The following is an 18,221-nucleotide window of genomic DNA, read 5'->3' as shown; positions in this document are numbered from 1 at the left end:
ATCTCTCCGGCAGGCTTATACCGATCGTTTTCATTATAACAGTAATCCCGATAACTATAAGCTTCTCACGGGTGTTGCAACGCCCTGCAGCGCCCAGGGGCTGGCGGTTTGTATCTCCACCTCTACCAGTTGCCCTTTGACGTCGCGCTCGTCCTTGAAAAATACCAGCCGGTCGCTGGCGGTGCGCCCGTACCATTTCCCTGCCTTCACCCCTTCGACCAGCACAACTGTAGTCGTGCCGATAAGGCCACTGTTGATCTCCGACTGGATACCGGCCTGCAGCTCCTCTATTGCGTGCAGCCTGTCCAGTTTGATCTCCTGCGGCACGTCGTCCGGGTATTTGGCGCAGGCGGCCGTGCCCGGACGGGGCGAATAGGCGGCGACGTGAACTGTATCGAATCTCAGGCTCTTAATAGCCTCAGAGCTGTTGATAAACTGCTGCTCCGTCTCACCTGGAAAACCTACGATCAAATCGGTGCTGATCGCCATATCCGGGACGTCCTTACGGATTCGGGCCACCAGGGCAAAGTAATCGTCCCGGGTATAGCCGCGGTTCATCTTTTTGAGCACCTCGTCATCGCCCGCCTGCAGCGGCAGGCACACGTGGCGGCATACCTTCGGCAGATTCTTTATTGCCTGTATCAGATTTTCGCTCATGTCCTTGGGATGGTTGGTCAGGAACCTTATCCGCTGGAGGACACCGAGGTCGCTCAACATATAAAGCAGCTCGCTGAGATCGCTTGCCGGCGACAGGTCGTGCCCGTAGGTGTTGACGTTTTGCCCCAGCAGGACGATCTCCCTGGCGCCCCGCTCGACAAGTCCAGTCGCCTCGGCCAGTATTTCCTCTGCCGGACGGCTCCTCTCCCTGCCCCGCCGGTAGGGCACGATGCAGTAGGAGCAAAAGTTGTTGCAGCCCTGGATTATGGGTAGATAGGCGCTGACCGGTGACACCTGCTGCGGGGCCCTTGATAACAGGTCGAAGTCCCGTTCAAGACCAAGGGAGCACAGCCAGTCATGAAAATCCAGTAGCCGGCCCGGCCCGAAGAAGTGGTCTACGAAGGGGAAAAGGCGGTTAAGCTCATTGACGTCCTCTTCCACGAAACAGCCGGTCACGGCGATATGCATGTGCGGCCTGGCGGACTTGATGCCGCTGACGTAACCGAGCATACCCCTGACTTTATCCTCGGCGGACTGCCTGACCACGCAGGTGTTGAGCACTACGATATCGGCTTCGCGTGCGTTTCGAACCGGTTCAAATCCCAGAGACTGAAGGTCGGAGCCGAGGGCGGCCGACTCAGCCCGGTTCATCTGGCAGCCGATGGTCCAAATATATGCTTTCATCTGCTCACACACCGGATAAATGGCAAGAAGTACATCAGTAAGGTTTGCAATGCGGAGGGCTGGCGGAGGGAATGGGATTCGAACCCATGACCCCGGTTTCCCGAGGCAACCGCTTAGCAGGCGGCCGCACTAGACCACTATGCGATCCCTCCATCAGGAATAAATCAGGTCGACGGCGACATGCAATATAGCATAGATTCAATCACGGTTTCAAGCAAATCAAATACGCACATGATTGTATAACCCGGCCTGAACTGCTAATATTTCGCCATGCGGAAAATAGTGCACACGGTCAGTATCCGCATGAAGCGGATTAAAGGCTGTTCCGTCAAACGAGCCTGGATCAGGCAGACGATACTGGCTGTACTGGATGCCGAGAACGTGTCCGCACCGCTGGAGATCGACTGTCTGGTAACTAACGATGCAGGGATACGGGCTTTGAACAGCCGATATCGCGGCATCGACCAGCCCACCGATGTGCTCTCCTTTGCACTGGACGAGCCCGGCACGGATGGCGCTGCATTCCCCGTAACTCCGGGAGGTACGGCAGGCATGGGGATCCTTGTGGTCTCCTATCCCACGGCGGTGGAGCAGGCGCAGCGGAATCGTGTTGCGGTCGAGGATGAACTGCGCCTGCTGCTGGTGCACGGCATGTTGCATATACTAGGCTATGATCACGAAAGGCAAAAGGAAGGCCTGGCAATGCGTAAAAAAGAGCGGGAGATACTGGGATTGATCGGACGCTCCGGCGCTAAATCTTGATCATCCTGCGTTTGACGCGGTGCTTTTCGGTTCTGATTATTCCGGCCACAGCCTCCGCCGTGCGGTCCAGGTCGTCCTTGATATTGACCACACAGTAGTCGAAGAGCAGGAGGCTTTCAAGCTCCTCCCCGACCTTGAGCATACGAGTTTTGACTGATGTCTCCGAATCGGCGTTGCGCGCTTTTAGCCTGTCGACCAGTTCATCCGGGGAAGGCGTCATCAGGAAGATAAAAACGGCATCCGGTATCTTCTTCTTTAAAGTGGTCGCGCCCTGCACATCCACCTTGATGATCACATCCTCTTCCCTCTCTAAAGCCTGCCTGACCTCTTTTTTGGGCACGCCGTAGAAATTGCCGTAGACCTCGGCGTATTCCAGGAACTCGTCCTGCGCAATCATTTTCTTGAAGTCACGCTTGTTCAAGAAATGATAGTGGACACCGTCGATTTCATTGCGACGCTTCTCCCTGGTGGTGGCGGTGACCACGTAATGGAACTTTGCGCCTATCTCCCTGATTTTAGCGATGGTGGCGTCCTTGCCGACGCCGGACGGGCCTGACAACACGATTACCAGGGGTCGCCTGCTGCCGTGGTGCACGGTTGTCATATAACAGTTTAATATGAACAGTGCTAAAAATAAACAGGCCGGCCCATATCCTTGAACAAATAACTGCTATTGGATATACTCAGGCGAGGGTGGCGGTCAACACATTTATATTTGCCGCAAATATCGTGTGAAGGAGATAGTCCTTATGAAGAAATCGATACGAGATGTAGAGGTTACCGGCAAAAAGGTCCTGGTCAGGGTGGATTTCAACGTGCCTCTCGATCCCAAAACCAATGAGATTATGGATGACAGCCGCATCATAGCATCGCTGCCTACCATATGGTACCTGATAGGGCACAAAGCTAAGATTATTTTATGTTCGCACCTGGGCCGTCCGGACGGCAAGGTGGTGGAATCATTGCGCATGACCCCTATCGCCGAGCGGCTCTCCCAGCTCACCAACCTGCCCATCTACACCGTGTCGGACTGCATCGGCCCCAAAGTACAGAAAGCGGTGGATAAACTGAAGAGTGGCGACATACTGCTGCTGGAGAACCTGCGCTTCCATGCCGAGGAGGAGGGTAACGACCCCAAATTCTCCGCCGAGCTGGCCTGCCTGGCGGACATCTACGTGGATGATGCCTTCGGCACGGCCCATCGCGCGCACGCCTCCACTCACGGCGTGGCCAAACTGCTTCCGGCTTATGCCGGGCTGCTGCTGGAAAAGGAGCTGCGCGTGCTGGGCGACCTGCTGGAAAACGCGCAGCACCCCTTCGCCGCGCTGCTGGGCGGGGCCAAGGTCAGCGATAAGATCAAGCTGATCAGCAATATGCTGGGCAAGATCGATATATTGTTGATCGGAGGCGGGATGGCGGCAACATTCCTCAAGGCGCACGGCTACAGCGTTGGACTGTCCGCCGTCGAGGAAGATAAGATAGGGCTGGCCAAAGACCTGACGGAAAAGGCCGGCGTGGGAAAGGTCGAGCTGGTGCTGCCTCCGGACGTAATTGTGGCCGATGCCATCAACGATACCGCCAAATATGCCATCGCCCCTGTTTCCATGATACCCGCCGATAAATACATCGTGGATATCGGTCCCCAGGCCAGGGAGCTGTTCACGGAGAAGCTCAAACCCTGCCGGACGGTTTTCTGGAACGGTCCCATGGGCGTGTATGAGATCGAGCAGTTCGCTCGGGGCACACGCTCCATGGCGGAGCTGCTGGCCAACCTGCACGCAACCACCGTGGTGGGCGGCGGCTCCACCGCCGAGATCGTGACAGAGATGAGCCTCGGCTTCAAGATGACGCACGTTTCCACGGGCGGCGGGGCCAGCATGAGCTTCATGGAGGGCAAAACGTTGCCGGGTGTGGAGGTTTTGCAGGACGAGTAATAGTGTAGGGGCGTTGCTTCAGCTGCGCCCGCAAGTGGATAAAAGACTAAATAAGAAGGTGATATGCGCAGACCATTTATCGCAGGCAACTGGAAGATGAACACCACGGTCGACGAGGCCGCCGCGCTGGTTTCCTCGATGATCGGGGACCTGAGTAACGAAACCGCGGTCGACGTCGTGCTTTGTCCACCCTTCATCTCGCTTTATAAAATAGGCGAAATGATCGCAGGCACGTCCGTCGGGCTGGGCGCCCAGAATATGTATTTTAAAGAGAAAGGCGCTTTCACCGGCGAGATCTCGTCGCTGATGCTCAGGCCGCTGTGTCGATACGTGATACTGGGACATTCGGAGCGCCGACAGATTTTCGGCGAAACAGATAGCCAGGTTAACCAGAAGGTGAAAGCCGCTCTGGCGGCGGGCCTTACACCCATCTTCTGCATCGGTGAGACTTTGGAGGAGAACGATGCGGGAAAGACCGGTGAGGTGCTCACCCGGCAGGTCAGGGAGGGGCTCAAGGACATACCCGCCGGGGTAGAGGTCGTTGTTGCCTACGAGCCCATCTGGGCTATTGGAACGGGCAGGGCGGCGGCCGGCGGACAGGCGGGGAAGACCATAGGACTGATACGCTCTGAAGTAGCCGGCGTGCTGGGCAAGGAAAAAGCTGAAGCGATGCGTATCCTGTACGGCGGCAGCGTGACGGCGGCCAACATAGCCGAGTTTATCAGCGAACCTCAGATCGACGGCGCCCTGGTGGGCGGCGCCAGCCTCAAGGCAGCAGATTTCACCGGCATCGTAAAACAGGCGGCGTCGATCAAAGCGGCGCCATGAAATGCCTGGTCGCTATCGTGGGTCCCACGGCGGTCGGCAAGAGCAGGCTGGGCATCGGCATTGCCAAGCAGTTCAGCGGCGAGATAGTCAACGCCGATAGCCGGCAGATCTATAAGTACATGGACATCGGCACGGCCAAGCCCGGAGCGGCGGACAGGGGAACCGTGCCGCATCATATGCTTGACATAATATTTCCAGATCAGCCTTACAGCCTGGCTCATTTTCAGGCTTCTGCTCAGCTCTGCATTTCGGATATCCAGGACAGGGGAGGGCTGCCGGTGCTTGTCGGCGGCAGCGGCCAGTACATCTGGTCGGTGCTGGAAGGCTGGAACATTCCGGCGGTAGAGCCCGATCCCGTTTACCGCGAGGAAATGGCGCGCAGGGCTGAGACGGAGGGGGTCGAGAGTCTGTATCGCGAGTTGGAGGAAATGGACCCTGCGGGCGCAGCCCTGATACTTCCCCACAACCTCAGAAGGATCGTGCGCGCGCTGGAGATCCATCGCAAGACAGGAATGCTGCCGTCCTCGCTGCGCGAGAAAAAGGGCCTGCCTTATCCCGTTCTGATAATAGGACTGACGGCCGAAAGGGAACGTCTCTACAGCCTGATCGACAGGCGCACTGATGATATGGTGGCCGCAGGATTTGTCAATGAGGTTAAGAAACTGCTGAAGATGGGATACGACAGCGGGCTGCCTGCCATGTCCAGCCTCGGCTACCGGCAGATGATCGGCCACCTGTCCGGAAGAATCAGCCTGGAGGAGGCGGTGCAGATAATTAAATACGAGACGCACCGCTTTGCGCGCAGCCAGAACGCGTGGTTCCGGACCTCGGACGATAGAATAAGCTGGTTCGAAACGGAAGGGGAGTATACTGAGAAGATCATTGAGAAAACGCGCGGGCTGCTGGAAAAAATCGGTTAGCTTTTAGCAGGCGGCCTGCAATAAGTTATGAAGGGGGCGCGAGATGAAGTTGGAAGACATAAGGTCCATCAGGTGGAGCGATTATTCGCAGGATTACATAATAGACCATCCATTGCTGTCGCCGATACTGGCGGATCCGACCTTCACCTTTCCGGAGGACTCGCCTGACGGGCGCTGGCACCTCTTCGCCCATTCCATCTGGGGTATACACCATTTCCTCTCACCTGACGGGGTGAAGTGGAAGGACAGCGGCGTCGCCATCGCAAACGGTATGCGGCCCTTCCTTTATCACGAGGCGGGCGTCCACTATCTTTTCTACGAGAGATACCGTCCGCTTTCCATCATCATGTCCGCCGTTAAAAGCTGGAAATGGTACTCGGAGATAGCCGTTTCGCGCTCCACCGACCTGAAGCGATGGTCGCCGCCCAAATCGCTGGTCAAGCCGTTGCTGGAATGGCACCGGTCGGGGGACAACAGGTCGGTCAGCAATCCCTGCCTGGTTAAAAGGGATGCCAGGTACTTTCTCTATTACAGCGCGTCGCTGGTCCTCATACCGGACTGCGGCTTCAACGAGCCGGACTCCATTGCGCTGGCCACTGCGGCACATCCCGAGGGACCATATGAGCTGATGATCAAGCCCGTTATCGAGGTCGATAAAGGCGACCCCTGGCGCAACCTCAGCAGCGGATCGTTGAAAGCCATAGTATGCGATGACGGGCTGGCGGGATTTGAGAACGGCATCTACTGGGATGAAGCCAAAAAACAGAGCGGGTCGGCCATTATCGTGCTGAAATCACAGGACGGCATAAAGTGGGAGCGGTTGCTGCAGGAGCCTGTACTCAAACCTACGACGGGATGGCGCAGCAGCCATGTCTATGCCTGCGACGTCAGGTACCGCCGGTCCGAGGGAAAATGGTATATGTATTACAACGCCCGCAACGGCTGGCCGGTTTCGGAGGGACAGGAGAGGATAGGTCTACTATTGGGTACAAATCGACAGACATAATGCGAATAGTCATCGATCCCTGGTTGATATATACTATAAAAACTCTGTCGTTGCCGCGGGCAGCCTAAGACGTAGGGGCGCGTTTTTAAACCCGCCCGCAAAAAGGAATAACATATGAATCTATCGAAGCGCATGGACCGTATCCCTCCCTATCTTTTTGTGGCCATCAACAAGAAGATCGCGGAGAAGCGCGCCGCAGGAGAGGATGTCGTCAGTTTCGCCATCGGCGATCCGGATATACCCACGCCCGAGCACATTATTAGCAGCCTGTGCAGGGCGGCCCGGGACCCGGTCAACCACCGCTATCCCGAGACCTTCGGCATGCCCGAGCTGTGCAGGGCCATTGCCGGCTGGTACAGGACGCGCTTCGGTGTAGCACTGGAATGGGAGCCCACCAGCGAGGTGCTTCCGCTCATCGGGTCCAAGGAGGGCATCGGGCACATGTCCTTCTGCCTTCTGGACCCCGGCGACGTGGCGCTGGTGCCCGACCCGGGGTATCCCGTTTACTCCGTCAGCACGCTGCTGGCCGGCGCTGAAGTGCACTATATGCCCCTGCTGGAAAGCAACGGCTTTTTGCCCGATCTGGATGCCATACCGGCCGTAGTTCTCAAGAAGTCGAAGGTGATGTGGATCTGTTACCCCAACAATCCCACCGGCGCCGTGGCTGAGCCCGCTTTCTTTGAGAAGGTTGTGAAGTTCGCCCGCACCAACGATATAGCCGTTTGCCATGACGCGCCCTATACCGAGGTGGCCTACGACGGTTACCGTCCCCACAGCTTCCTGGAAATTCCGGGCGCAAAGGAAGTTGGGATAGAGTTTCACTCGCTGTCCAAAACATATAACATGACCGGCTGGCGCATTGGCATGGCCGTCGGCAACCGCAGGATGATAGATGCACTCTTCCGCTTCAAATCCAATCTGGACTCGGGCATACCCCAGGCCATTCAGCTTGCCGCTGTGGAGGCACTGACGGGTGACCAGGGCGATATACCTGCCCGCAACATGAAGCTGCAGGCCCGCCGGGACAAGATCGTTGAGGCGCTGGAGCGCATCGGCCTGAAGGTCAATAAGCCCAGGGCCGGATTTTACATCTGGGCCAGGGTGCCGCAGGGCTACACATCGGTGCAGTATGTAAGCGAGCTGTTGGACAGCATTGCAGTGGCGGTTACGCCGGGCACGGGCTACGGCAAGACCGGAGAGGGCTATGTACGGTTGTCCATCACGCAGCCCGATGACCGTTTCGACGAGGGAGTGCGGCGGCTTTTAACGCTCAAGAAATAGCCGTCCGCCCGTAATCTTCATCCATGCCTAAGACGACCTATAGCACACAGGAAAGCAGGGAGCGTGCTGTGCTTGTGGGAGTCGAGGCGGGCAGGGGACGTGACGGATGGTCCGTCGAAAGCTCCCTCGACGAATTGAACCAGCTTGCGCGGACTGCCGGGGCTGACGTGGTGGGGAGGCTTACGCAGAAGCTCGAGAGGCCGTCGTCCACACATTATATCGGCTCGGGCAAATTGCAGGAGCTGATCGGGCTCAAGCAGGAATTGAATTACGACACCGTCATCTTCAATGACGAGCTTGCACCCAGGCAGCAGCGCAACCTGGAAGAGGCGCTGGGTGTCAAGGTGATCGACAGGACCGCGCTGATACTGGATATCTTCGCCGCCAGTGCCAGGACGCGTGAGGGCAAATTGCAGGTCGAGTTGGCCCAGCACCAGTACCTGCTGCCCAGGCTGGAGGGACAGTGGAGCCATCTGGAAAGGTTGGGGGGCGGCATCGGCACCAGGGGTCCGGGCGAATCGCAGATCGAGACGGACCGCAGGCTGATCAGGAAACGCATCAGCAGCATAGATAAGCAAATTGAGGCCGTTAGACGCCACCGCGAGCTTTACCGCAGGCAGAGGAAGAAGTCCAACACACCGCTGGTGGCGTTGGTGGGTTACACCAATGCCGGCAAAAGCACCTTGCTCAACGCCATCTGCCAGGCCGGTGTGGTGACCGAGAACAAGCTTTTCTCCACACTGGACCCTGTTACCAGGAGGCTCAGGCTGCCGGACGGACGCAATATTTTATTGACGGATACTGTCGGTTTCATACATAAGCTGCCGCCCCTCATCGTTGCCGCATTCCATGCCACGCTGGAGGAGCTGGACGAGGCAGACCTGCTGCTGCACGTTGTTGATATAACCAGCGTTGAGGCGGTCAATCAGAGCCATACCGTGGAGACCATTTTACATAAGCTGAAGCTGGATGAGAAGCCGCGGATCACGGTCATCAACAAGATGGACCGGATGGTTGAGAGTCTCGAAGAGGCTCAGAATATATATTTTGAAGTTCAATCTGCGCCGGAATCCACCATGGCGGTATCAGCTCTGAAAGGCTGGAATTTAACTAATCTGATTGCGATGATGGGGGAATTTATCGCAGATCAGGTCGGTGAGGGAGGGCAGGAGCATTAAGCTCTTTCGATTCGGTCCGCTGGAAAAGGAGAGGCCTGGAATTGTGGACGTTTCGGGCGTGCTGCGCGACCTTTCAGGCGTTGTATGCGATTGGGACAGGTCGACCCTCGGCGACGAGGCGTTGCTTGAGCGGGTCAGAAATCTGGACCACGGCGGACTGCCGCAGGTGCCGGCAGGCGAGCGCCTGGGCCCGCCACTGATGGTCACCGGCAAGGTTATCTGCATAGGATGGAATTCCAGGCTGCACGCCATGCAGATGGGACATAAGCTTACGGAGGAATCCGAGCCGGTTGTATTTCTAAAGGCCAACAGCTCGGTGTGCGGTCCCAACGATTCGATTTTACATAACCGATATATTCGTAAATTGGACTGGGAAGGGGAGCTGACGCTGGTCATCGGAAAAAAGGGCAAGTATCTCACTGCCGGACAGGCAGAGGGCCACATCTTGGGATACATGTGCGGCCAGGACCTGTCGGAGCGCTACTGGCAGTTCGAGACCCATGATAAACAATACACAAAGGGCAAGAGTTTCGATAATTTTGCACCCCTGGGGCCGTTTTTAGTGACAGCGGATGAGGTTGAGGACCCGTGCCGTCTGCATGCGGTTTTAACGGTAAACGGGGCAGTCCGGCAGGATTTTAACACCAGCGACTATATACATAGCCCGGCGGGCATAATCATTTACCTTTCTAAATTTTTCACGCTTTACCCGGGGGACGTCGTTCTGCTCGGGTCGCCGCCGGGAAATGCCAAATCCTGGGGCGAAGATTGCTGGCTCAAGCCGGGCGATAAGGTGGAGTTCGAGATCAGCGGGCTGGGAAAACAAAGCCAGGAGGTCATCCGAGAGCTCGGTATCGATTGAGACCCCCTTGCCGTGTTTTCAGCCGGTTGCCATGTCGCACACTGTACCTTTTACGACATAGACTGTATCTACTATAATTAGGTCATGGGAGTTTCAGGTGGATCTGACCTGCGCCGTTTGGCCGATGATTTTCTCGAATACCTTGTCGTTGAAAAGTCGCTGTCGGTTTTGACGGTGCGCAACTACCGCCATTACCTCACCCGTTTTCTCAGCTGGATTGAGGAAAACTCTATTCCCCTAGCGCCCTCAAATATCGATGTTGACCTTACCGGGAGGTACCGTCTTTACCTTGCCAATTACATTGATAAAAACGGCGACCACCTTAAGAAAGCAACACAGACCTACCATGTCATCGCATTGCGCTCATTTTTACGCTATCTCGGTACCCGCCGCGACCTCCCCGTTCTCAACCCCGATAAAATCGACCTGCCCAAAACGGAATCTCGGGTCATAGAGTTTCTCACTGCGGACCAATTGGCCCGGCTGCTCAACAGCCCGCAGATATCCGACGAAATCGGGTTGAGGGACAAGGTCATACTCGAGCTGTTTTTCAGCACCGGTCTGCGCGTCTCCGAGCTCACGAAATTGAACCGCGACCAGATAAATCTGGATACGCAGGAGTTCAGTATCAAGGGCAAAGGAAACAAGACCAGGCTGGTCTTTATATCGGATACCGCCGCATCATGGCTGAAGCGTTACCTGGCGGCGCGCAAGGACGATTACCGTCCCCTTTTCATACGTTACAGCCGTGACAGGTCTGAGATCAAGCAGGGTGAAAAGATGCGCCTGACACCCAGGTCGGTGGAACGGATCGTTAAAAAGTACTCGAAGAAAGCCGGGCTGCCCTTCGATGCGCATCCGCACACGTTGAGGCATTCCTTTGCCACCGACTTGCTTATCCAGGGCGCTGATCTGAGGTCGGTCCAGGAGATGCTGGGCCATGAGAGCATCCGCACCACCCAGGTTTATACCCATGTCACCAACAAGCACCTCAAGGAAGTCTATCGTAAGTACCACAGCCGCAAGTAAATACATTATGTCAATCACTTGACTGCCAGGGAGGGTATGATGAAAGAGTACGAAGCCGTTGTCATCGGTGGAGGTCCCGCCGGTTTGACCGCCGGACTTTATCTATCCAGGTACGGGCTCAATACGCTGCTGGTGGAGCGCGGTCTGCCCGGAGGGCAGATCGTCAATGCCGGCCGCGTTGAGAACTACCCCGGGTTTCCCAACGGCATTTCGGGCATGGATCTGGGTCAGTTGATGCAGGAACAGGCCGCCAAGTTCGGCCTGAATTTCACAACAGCCGAGGTAAGCGGGCTCAAGCGAGAAGAAAAACTATTTAAAACCGTCACTGACGACGGCGACCTCCTGTCCGGTGTGGTGGTCATAGCCTCCGGTTCCAACTATCGCAAGATGGGCCTTGAGGATGAGGAGAGGTTAACGGGCCGTGGAATATCCTACTGCGCCACCTGCGACGGGTTCCTTTTCAGGGACAAGGACGTGGCTGTGGTCGGCGGCGGCGATACGGCCGTATCGGATGCCCTTGAGCTGAGCCAGCATGCAAGGCGCGTTTACGTTATCCACAGGCGGGACCAGCTCCGTGCCAGTCAGGTGGTTCAGAAAGCTGCCATGGCTGTTGCGAAAATCGAGTTTGTATGGAACAGCATTGTTGTTCAATTAGAAGGTGAGGAAAAATTGAGCAACCTTGTATTGAAAGATGTAAAAACCGGAGTCACATCAAAGCTTGAGGTCTCGGGAGTCTTCGTGGCCATCGGGCTGATCCCCAACAGCGACCCCTTCCGCGGAATAATCGATCTCGATGAGGTGGGTAACATTCCCACTGATGAGTTGATGCGCACGCCGGTCCCCGGTCTCTATGCCGTGGGCGATATCCGCAGGAACTCCGCTCGCCAGGTGGCTGCCGCCGTAGGCGACGGCGCAGTGGCGGCCAAATCCGCGTTCGGCTATCTTAAAGGTGGATAAAAAAATGGTGGGCTCGGCAGGTTTCGAACCTGCGACCAATCGGTTATGAGCCGACCGCTCTACCCCTGAGCTACGAGCCCCTGATGAGATTCCCGGTTGATGCAATATTGCCTTCCGGGCAGTTTCATAGTATAGCACAGCCTGTCGTAGCAGTGAAGATGCTAATATGTAGATGATAAGATGTAGGGATGGGCCTTCAGGGCCGCCCGTTCTCGGGCGCAGCTAAAGCAACGCCCCTACAGTGCAGTATTTTTTATTGAGGTGGAAAACATGAGACTCCAGTGGCTTGGCACTTCCGGCTTCAAGATCGAGACCGATGAGGTTTCCTTTCTGATCGATCCTTACCTGGCCCGCAACGCGCTTGCCAGGCCGGTGCAAACGTTGAGACCTGAGGATATCTCGGATGCCAGTCAAATATTCATAACACACGGCCACTTCGACCACGTCAGTGAAGTCCCCGCCATCATGGCTGCGGGGAAATCGCAGGCATTCTGCTCTGAGACGGCAGCCTCCACGTTGATCAGGGACGGCGCCGACAGGGATCGAATCCATGCCATGGCTTCCGATGGATTTTCTATCGATTTTGGAGCCTACCGGGCGGAGGCTTTTTTCAGCCGGCATGTTAAATTCGATATCCCGCTTGTTGTGCGTACGCTTTGGCGCATCGGTCCGTCCGGCTACTGTCGTATATCCAAAACCGGCATTTCGAGCAGTTATCCACTGGGCCAGGTATTAAGCTGGCGTTTCACTATCAACGGTTACATCATCCACCATTTCGGCAGCGCGGGCTCGACCGCTGACGAACTGAAACGCCTGTCGGCGAGACCGTTGGACCTGCTGCTCGTGCCACTGCAGGGAAACACGCGGATCTGCGACATCGCTTTGGAATATGTGCGTGTTTTAAAGCCGCGCCTGGTCATACCGCATCACCAGGATGATTTTTACCCGCCCATTTCCTCGGCCGTGGACATCAGGCCGTTCGTGATGAAAGTCTATGAGACCTGTCCGGATACCGAGGTAAGGATGATGGCGATGAACGAGATGATCAGGTTGTAGCGACAGTTATTATTATGTATACCTTAACCTGCGCAGACTCTATTGTGCCCGTCCCTTTTGGCCCTGTACATTGCGGCGTCCGCCCGCGAATACATCTGGCCGATACCTGCATCTTCTTTTGATGATTCCACCAGACCCACGCTCACGGTGAAATGTATCGGTGTGCCAGTAGCAGTGCTCAACCTGCAATCGCAACAGGTGGCACGGATTCGCTCCGCGATATCCATCGCGTCGGATTTATTCGTTTCTATCAGCAGGATGCAGAACTCGTCGCCGCCCGTCCGGCCGAATACGTCCGACTGGCGGACATGCGAAGCCACCAGTTCCACCAGCTTGAGCAGCACGTTGTCGCCCTCGACATGTCCATGGCTATCGTTGATGCCCTTGAAATCATCGATGTCTATCTCGATCAGCGAGAAAACCTTTCCGTACCGCGCGAATCTCTTCAACTCCCTCTCACCCTGCTCGAAAAAAGTCCTGTGATTGAGTATGCCGGTCATACTGTCACGCGATGCCGCGAGCCGGAGCTCCTCCTTTGCCTTCGTTTCGGCCATCTGGGTGACGAACTGTTTTCTCCGGTAGGAGTACAGATGGTGTGAGATGATTAATCCGACGACATTTACAAACACCAGGGATAAAACTTCCACCCTGATCCAGGGCTGGGTCAATTGAGGCGCGTTCACCACCAGATATGCCAGGCAGCCACCGGTGAATAGCAGCGCAAGTATGACGCGATATAGAAGTCTGAACGGCGCACCCAGGTAGATTATAATCAGGATTACCACAGCTGCCATCGCGTGGCCCGTATAAATAGCAGGCCGGCTGAAGATAATGAGAAGATTTATGGCAACTCCAAATAGACCCCAGATAAAAATGCTGCTGTCATAGGTTGCCGGGTTGCTATTTCGACGCAGAAAAACAATCAAAGCGATACTGTATAAAATAAAGATGGCACGCGAAGTCATGAGCAATATAAAATGGGCAGGCTCCATGGGAAAGACGAAATCATTGGGGATGGTCAGTACGACAACTAATGCCAGCAGCGCTATCCCTATCGCGGCCTGCCGGCGGTCATCACGCAGTGTATACAGCCGGTAGCGCCTCTCTAACTCACCTTCAAGCCTGCCTTCAAGGTTTGGCCATTTAATGCTCAACTTCTTCAAACTACTGCCCTGCCGTGGCAAAATCGAAATAGCTTATCATAATTATACTATCGGCACAATGGTAAAATGTATACTTGACTGTAATGACAAAGGCAATTACAATATGTAATTAGCACTCGGATAATGCGAGTGCTAATTTTAAGATTAGATAGAGTTCCCGGAGGGACCCATGCCGATATATCAATACTGCTGCTCAAAGTGCAACACCAGTTTTGAGCTCAGGCAGGGATTCAATGACGACAGCGTGGCGGCCTGCCCCAAGTGCAAGGGCGAGGCCAAGCGTCGCTTTGTGCCCGTTCCCATTATCTTCAAAGGATCGGGCTTTTATGTCACTGACAGCAGGAAGCCCTCGGAAGCGCAGTTGCCGGCCAAGGTTCCCGAGACCACTAAAGAAGTTACAGCGACCAAAGAGCCGGAGTCATCAAAGCCGGAGCCTACCAAGCCTGCTGTCGCTGATACACCAAAACCCTGACTTCCCCTTCCAACCGTAATTGATACCGCTCGTTACCCTGTGTTAAACTCCATATACGTCCCTGTAGCTCAGCGGACAGAGCGGCTGCCTTCTAAGCAGCGGGTCGTGGGTTCGAATCCCCCCAGGGACGCCATCGTAATCTACGTTTGACGACTTATCCCGAAGTTTCCTGATGTTTTTCTTTGAAATTCGAAGTTTGGTCAACACTTTAGCTACACCCCCTATCTATTATTTTCGGTCAATTTGGTCAACGCCTGTTTCCGGTACCCCTTCGGCCTCCGTCTTCGCTTATATTCCAGGCTAAGCACGACCCAGTCACGCCCTAACTTCTTACCGGCTATAATGCCATCTTCCAGCAAACGCCTGACATGCGCTTCAGATAGTTTAAGCCTGGCTGCCGCTTCCTTTGTGCTGTAGATATTATCCATTTGTATCTATAATACACGCATGCAATTATAATGTCAAGCACAGGTATACCGGCTTTACAGTTACCATAGGGCCTTATGCGGGGTCAAGTGATATATGTCGCTATTTACACTTGATTTGAATTTAAGGAATGGGTCTTTGACAAGGCAATGGCATCGGTGAAAGAGTCATCTTTAACCGTGGTAAATAACACCCAAGAATCGTATCTAATAAGTGAGAAATTGCTAACCATTTTTGAGAGGCTGATGGACAGGATGGACTGTGTAGAAAGGCGCATATCAATATACACTGCCCAAAAGCCTTAGAATAAAGCTTACTTTTTGCCGTCTGTACAACCTGTCATGTTTTGCGTTCAGGGTGCTACAGTAAGGCTTAAGAAGGCCTTTTTTCGCAAAATAGACCTACTCTAAGCAGCCTATCCGGTGCTATCCCTATGCAGTTTTTCCGGCTTCATGCCGTGTAATCCCTTGCCGATCCGCTTTATGCCTTCCAGCATAGGCCGGGTAAAACATTCACTGTCATCCACCAATCCCTTCTGGTAAAGGCGCTGTATCTTGCGCTGGGCACCGACCCAGGCGGGTTTGGTGATAGCCTTGGAATGGCAGATATCATCATCCGGGTACCAGACAGCATTATCATGGCAATCAAGCGGGCATAGCGGTGCCTGGCAGTTATGCTGGCAGGGTAATTTGGTAATGCTATTTATATTCGTTTTCATCGTAATTATTATCTCATCCCTCAATTCTTTAACTGTAAGTCGTAAAACCGTACCGTACAGGGGGGTATCTATAATACCCCCTGTACGTACGGTTGTCTGTACTGCTGTACGGATGTAACCGTACTGTCGTACAGTTGCTATTGTTTTATGTTTGCCATTTGCCTTGTGGCCAAGGCCCAGACTGTTTTCTTACCGCTCTGGCCTACTGGCACAACATCGCCAACCAATTTCATCTCATGTAATCTTGCTTTTACTGTTTCAGGACTTATTTGGTATCCGGCGCCGACAAGCTTTTGCGAGATACCAACGTTCGTGTCATCGCATTGCTTCAAGGTATCGAGTATCTTATCCCTTGCCAGCTTGCTGTTGGCAACATCCATTGGCGTTACGTTCAGATTCCATATCTCGTTGCCGTCTGCGCGTATTTCCTGAATAGTGAACGCGAACTTGAACCTGAAAGGAAGGCGGATTCCGCCGCGGTTTGCCTTGCTATGCGAGATTGTCACTTCCGCTGTATTGCTATTGCTTTCCTGCTGTTTGTCGACATACCAGGCATTTCGAGTAAACGCCATATTCAGTACGCTTCCCAGTACGGTTTTTTCCTCGTTATTGTTTGTCTTGCTGGTATGCGCAATAACAATAGCCGTACAGCCTAGCTTGCGTAGCGCCGCGAATCCTCTTTGTGCGATTTCGCCACCGTTGGGATCGCCGGGGTTACCCATAGAAAGGCTGTCTATTACAACTACGGTTATGCCCTTTTCCCTAATAGTTTTCAGGATCCTTGGTAATTCCACTTCCAGTGACCTGGTACAGTGCAGATATTCGATTTCTGACTGCAATCCCATACCCCTGGCAATTTCCTGTTGACGGGTACTGGCCTCAACCTCGTCATCTTCCCAATCCACGTACAGCACCTTCTGTTGTGATACTTTGAAACCAAAGGGATTATCGTCCCATCCGGTCCCAATTATCAGGGCAAGCAGGGTCACCAAGTATCCTTTAAGGCTGGCTTCCCTCCCGTAGAATGTGTTTATCTTGTTTTTCCATATCAACGGTTTGACAAGCCATTCAGGGACTTTTATTTCATCCGTACTTCTCAGAGTTATGCTGGGATCGCCATACCGGAAACGATTTACCACCTGACTTGTAATTTCTTCCGCGAGACCTTCTAGTGTAGATTTTTCTATCTGGCCAAAGACAAAGGAAGCGTTCTTTAATGAGTTGGTAATAGGTTCCTTCCTTTGATTGGTTAAATTTATGTTTGATTGGGCGATTATTGCTGGGATTTCGTACTTTACATTTTCTGCCAGCATGTGTGCCCTGGTATCTGCCCTATCCTGGTGCAGGTTGGAAAAGGTGAACCTTACGTAGTGATCATCTCCGACACGTATTTTCGCTATGTAAGTATCATCTCCGCCATCCTGTATTTCATAATTCCAGTAATAAGGTTTCTCCGTATTAGATTGGTTTTCGCTAGGTATTAGATTATTGGGCATGTTTCACCTCCAAACATACTTAATTGAAGGTTTTGGGGTTGGATCGCTTTCATAGACTCCGGGATGCCTGATATGATGGCATCCTTCCCAACATCATCCCTATGCAGGTATTTGAATTGGATTACGTATTGCGACCCCTGGCCACGGTTAATCCACTGCTTATGTAGATTGAATTCCGGCACCGTGATCCAGTAATGACTCCCATCATCAATCTCAAAGATTATTGTCCAGTCAGCTTTGTCTGACAGGTGCAAGTCGTACGTTTCTGCATCTATCGTTAGGCCAGGTGGCCGTTGCAGTATATGTTTTGATTTGGTCATTTTTCTGGCTAGCTTTTCGACCGGATACAGACCCAGGATTTTACGATTGTTTCTTTTGATAAAAGTTGGCTTAGTGATAAAATAATTCTCAGTTAATATCATCGTTTCAACAAAAGACCCCGTGCTGCCAGCCACAGACGGGGTCTTTTATATCTCCGTTTATTTTGTTTTTGGCTGGAAATAAAAAAGGGGATACTGTCTAAACAGTACCCCCTGTAGAATAGATGGTTATGTATTTAATTCTTGCTGCTATCACCCCCTTGATCGGTGATTGTAAGGTCGGCTACAGTGACCTTCAACACCCCTGCTAATTTTTCCGCCATTGATGGCCACAGGCGCATCCTTCCGTTTTCTACTGCACTGAGTAGGCTTTGACATACTCCAGCATCCTGTGCCAGTTGTCGCTGATTAATGCCCTTTGCCATCCTGATTTGTTTGATTTTAGACATGTGTATACCTCCGTTCAGTGTAT

Annotated in this window: 18 protein-coding genes and 3 tRNA genes; 13 read left to right on the top strand and 8 right to left on the bottom strand. The window is 53.7% G+C overall.

The features are described from left to right. Positions 1 to 54: 54 nt before the first annotated feature. Positions 55 to 1,341, bottom strand: coding sequence for a tRNA (N6-isopentenyl adenosine(37)-C2)-methylthiotransferase MiaB (gene miaB / locus WC359_02645; GenBank protein ID MFA5399326.1), 1,287 nt, complete (start codon positions 1,339 to 1,341; stop codon positions 55 to 57). 60 nt (positions 1,342 to 1,401) lie between these two features. Then, a tRNA-Ser gene (locus tag WC359_02640) sits at positions 1,402 to 1,493 on the bottom strand. Positions 1,494 to 1,644: 151 nt separating this feature from the next. Here WC359_02640 and ybeY point away from each other — a divergent pair. Beyond that, the gene (gene ybeY / locus WC359_02635) at positions 1,645 to 2,103 is read left to right on the top strand and encodes an rRNA maturation RNase YbeY (protein ID MFA5399325.1); all 459 of its coding nucleotides are present in this window, start codon (positions 1,645 to 1,647) and stop codon (positions 2,101 to 2,103) included. Here the strand turns inward: ybeY and WC359_02630 are convergent. Beyond that, positions 2,093 to 2,707: a guanylate kinase gene (locus tag WC359_02630; protein MFA5399324.1), complete on the bottom strand. Its 615-nt coding sequence runs from the start codon at positions 2,705 to 2,707 to the stop codon at positions 2,093 to 2,095. The two genes, ybeY and WC359_02630, sit on opposite strands and share 11 nt — an antisense overlap. A gap of 145 nt (positions 2,708 to 2,852) precedes the next feature. Here WC359_02630 and WC359_02625 point away from each other — a divergent pair, with 145 nt between their 5' ends. The 9 genes from WC359_02625 to trxB all read left to right on the top strand — a co-directional run bounded on the left by WC359_02625 (position 2,853) and on the right by trxB (position 12,098). After that, entirely contained in the window at positions 2,853 to 4,037 is a 1,185-nt protein-coding gene (locus tag WC359_02625) for a phosphoglycerate kinase (protein MFA5399323.1), read from the top strand. 63 nt (positions 4,038 to 4,100) lie between these two features. Continuing rightward, positions 4,101 to 4,865, top strand: coding sequence for a triose-phosphate isomerase (gene tpiA, locus WC359_02620; GenBank protein MFA5399322.1), 765 nt, complete (start codon positions 4,101 to 4,103; stop codon positions 4,863 to 4,865). After that, positions 4,862 to 5,785 carry a tRNA (adenosine(37)-N6)-dimethylallyltransferase MiaA gene (miaA, locus tag WC359_02615; GenBank protein MFA5399321.1) on the top strand — a complete coding sequence of 308 codons (924 nt, stop codon included), beginning with the start codon at positions 4,862 to 4,864 and terminating at the stop codon, positions 5,783 to 5,785. The genes tpiA and miaA overlap by 4 nt, the downstream gene beginning before the upstream one ends. A 43-nt stretch (positions 5,786 to 5,828) precedes the next feature. Continuing rightward, complete coding sequence (locus tag WC359_02610; protein ID MFA5399320.1) at positions 5,829 to 6,791, top strand: family 43 glycosylhydrolase; 963 nt, start codon at positions 5,829 to 5,831, stop codon at positions 6,789 to 6,791. Between the two features lie 114 nt (positions 6,792 to 6,905). Beyond that, complete coding sequence (locus tag WC359_02605) at positions 6,906 to 8,072, top strand: LL-diaminopimelate aminotransferase (GenBank protein ID MFA5399319.1); 1,167 nt, start codon at positions 6,906 to 6,908, stop codon at positions 8,070 to 8,072. A gap of 68 nt (positions 8,073 to 8,140) precedes the next feature. Further along, a complete protein-coding gene (gene hflX, locus WC359_02600) occupies positions 8,141 to 9,250 on the top strand; it encodes a GTPase HflX (protein MFA5399318.1) in 1,110 nt (369 codons plus the stop codon). Continuing rightward, the gene (locus WC359_02595) at positions 9,228 to 10,112 is read left to right on the top strand and encodes a fumarylacetoacetate hydrolase family protein (GenBank protein MFA5399317.1); all 885 of its coding nucleotides are present in this window, start codon (positions 9,228 to 9,230) and stop codon (positions 10,110 to 10,112) included. The genes hflX and WC359_02595 overlap by 23 nt, the downstream gene beginning before the upstream one ends. A gap of 84 nt (positions 10,113 to 10,196) precedes the next feature. Next, on the top strand, positions 10,197 to 11,141 hold the full coding sequence (gene xerA, locus WC359_02590) for a site-specific tyrosine recombinase/integron integrase (GenBank protein MFA5399316.1): 945 nt from the start codon (positions 10,197 to 10,199) through the stop codon (positions 11,139 to 11,141). Positions 11,142 to 11,180: 39 nt separating this feature from the next. After that, positions 11,181 to 12,098: a thioredoxin-disulfide reductase gene (gene trxB / locus WC359_02585; GenBank protein ID MFA5399315.1), complete on the top strand. Its 918-nt coding sequence runs from the start codon at positions 11,181 to 11,183 to the stop codon at positions 12,096 to 12,098. Positions 12,099 to 12,103: 5 nt separating this feature from the next. Here trxB and WC359_02580 read toward each other — a convergent pair. Beyond that, positions 12,104 to 12,178: transfer RNA gene (locus WC359_02580), tRNA-Ile, on the bottom strand. 190 nt (positions 12,179 to 12,368) lie between these two features. Between WC359_02580 and WC359_02575 the strand changes: the two genes are divergently transcribed. After that, positions 12,369 to 13,154, top strand: a complete 786-nt coding sequence (locus tag WC359_02575) for an MBL fold metallo-hydrolase (protein MFA5399314.1) — start codon at positions 12,369 to 12,371, stop codon at positions 13,152 to 13,154. A gap of 23 nt (positions 13,155 to 13,177) precedes the next feature. On the opposite strand, the gene WC359_02570 is transcribed toward WC359_02575, so the two are convergent. Continuing rightward, positions 13,178 to 14,317: a GGDEF domain-containing protein gene (locus tag WC359_02570; GenBank protein ID MFA5399313.1), complete on the bottom strand. Its 1,140-nt coding sequence runs from the start codon at positions 14,315 to 14,317 to the stop codon at positions 13,178 to 13,180. Positions 14,318 to 14,486: 169 nt separating this feature from the next. Here WC359_02570 and WC359_02565 point away from each other — a divergent pair, with 169 nt between their 5' ends. After that, complete coding sequence (locus WC359_02565; protein ID MFA5399312.1) at positions 14,487 to 14,789, top strand: FmdB family zinc ribbon protein; 303 nt, start codon at positions 14,487 to 14,489, stop codon at positions 14,787 to 14,789. Between the two features lie 57 nt (positions 14,790 to 14,846). Beyond that, a tRNA-Arg gene (locus WC359_02560) sits at positions 14,847 to 14,922 on the top strand. Positions 14,923 to 15,630: 708 nt separating this feature from the next. Here WC359_02560 and WC359_02555 read toward each other — a convergent pair. From WC359_02555 to WC359_02545, 3 genes are all read right to left on the bottom strand, one after another. Beyond that, positions 15,631 to 15,933 (bottom strand): hypothetical protein, encoded by a 303-nt coding sequence (locus tag WC359_02555; protein ID MFA5399311.1) that lies wholly within the window; start codon positions 15,931 to 15,933, stop codon positions 15,631 to 15,633. A 137-nt stretch (positions 15,934 to 16,070) separates the two neighbouring features. Then, complete coding sequence (locus WC359_02550) at positions 16,071 to 17,429, bottom strand: AAA family ATPase (protein ID MFA5399310.1); 1,359 nt, start codon at positions 17,427 to 17,429, stop codon at positions 16,071 to 16,073. Positions 17,430 to 17,985: 556 nt separating this feature from the next. Then, the gene (locus tag WC359_02545; GenBank protein ID MFA5399309.1) at positions 17,986 to 18,198 is read right to left on the bottom strand and encodes a helix-turn-helix transcriptional regulator; all 213 of its coding nucleotides are present in this window, start codon (positions 18,196 to 18,198) and stop codon (positions 17,986 to 17,988) included. Positions 18,199 to 18,221 lie beyond the last annotated feature (23 nt).

The organism is Dehalococcoidia bacterium, from assembly GCA_041653995.1.
GTDB lineage: Bacteria > Chloroflexota > Dehalococcoidia > GIF9 > UBA5629 > CAIMUM01.
The sequence above is the reverse complement of the archived record's forward strand: the minus strand, read 5'-3'. Positions and strand labels throughout refer to the sequence as shown.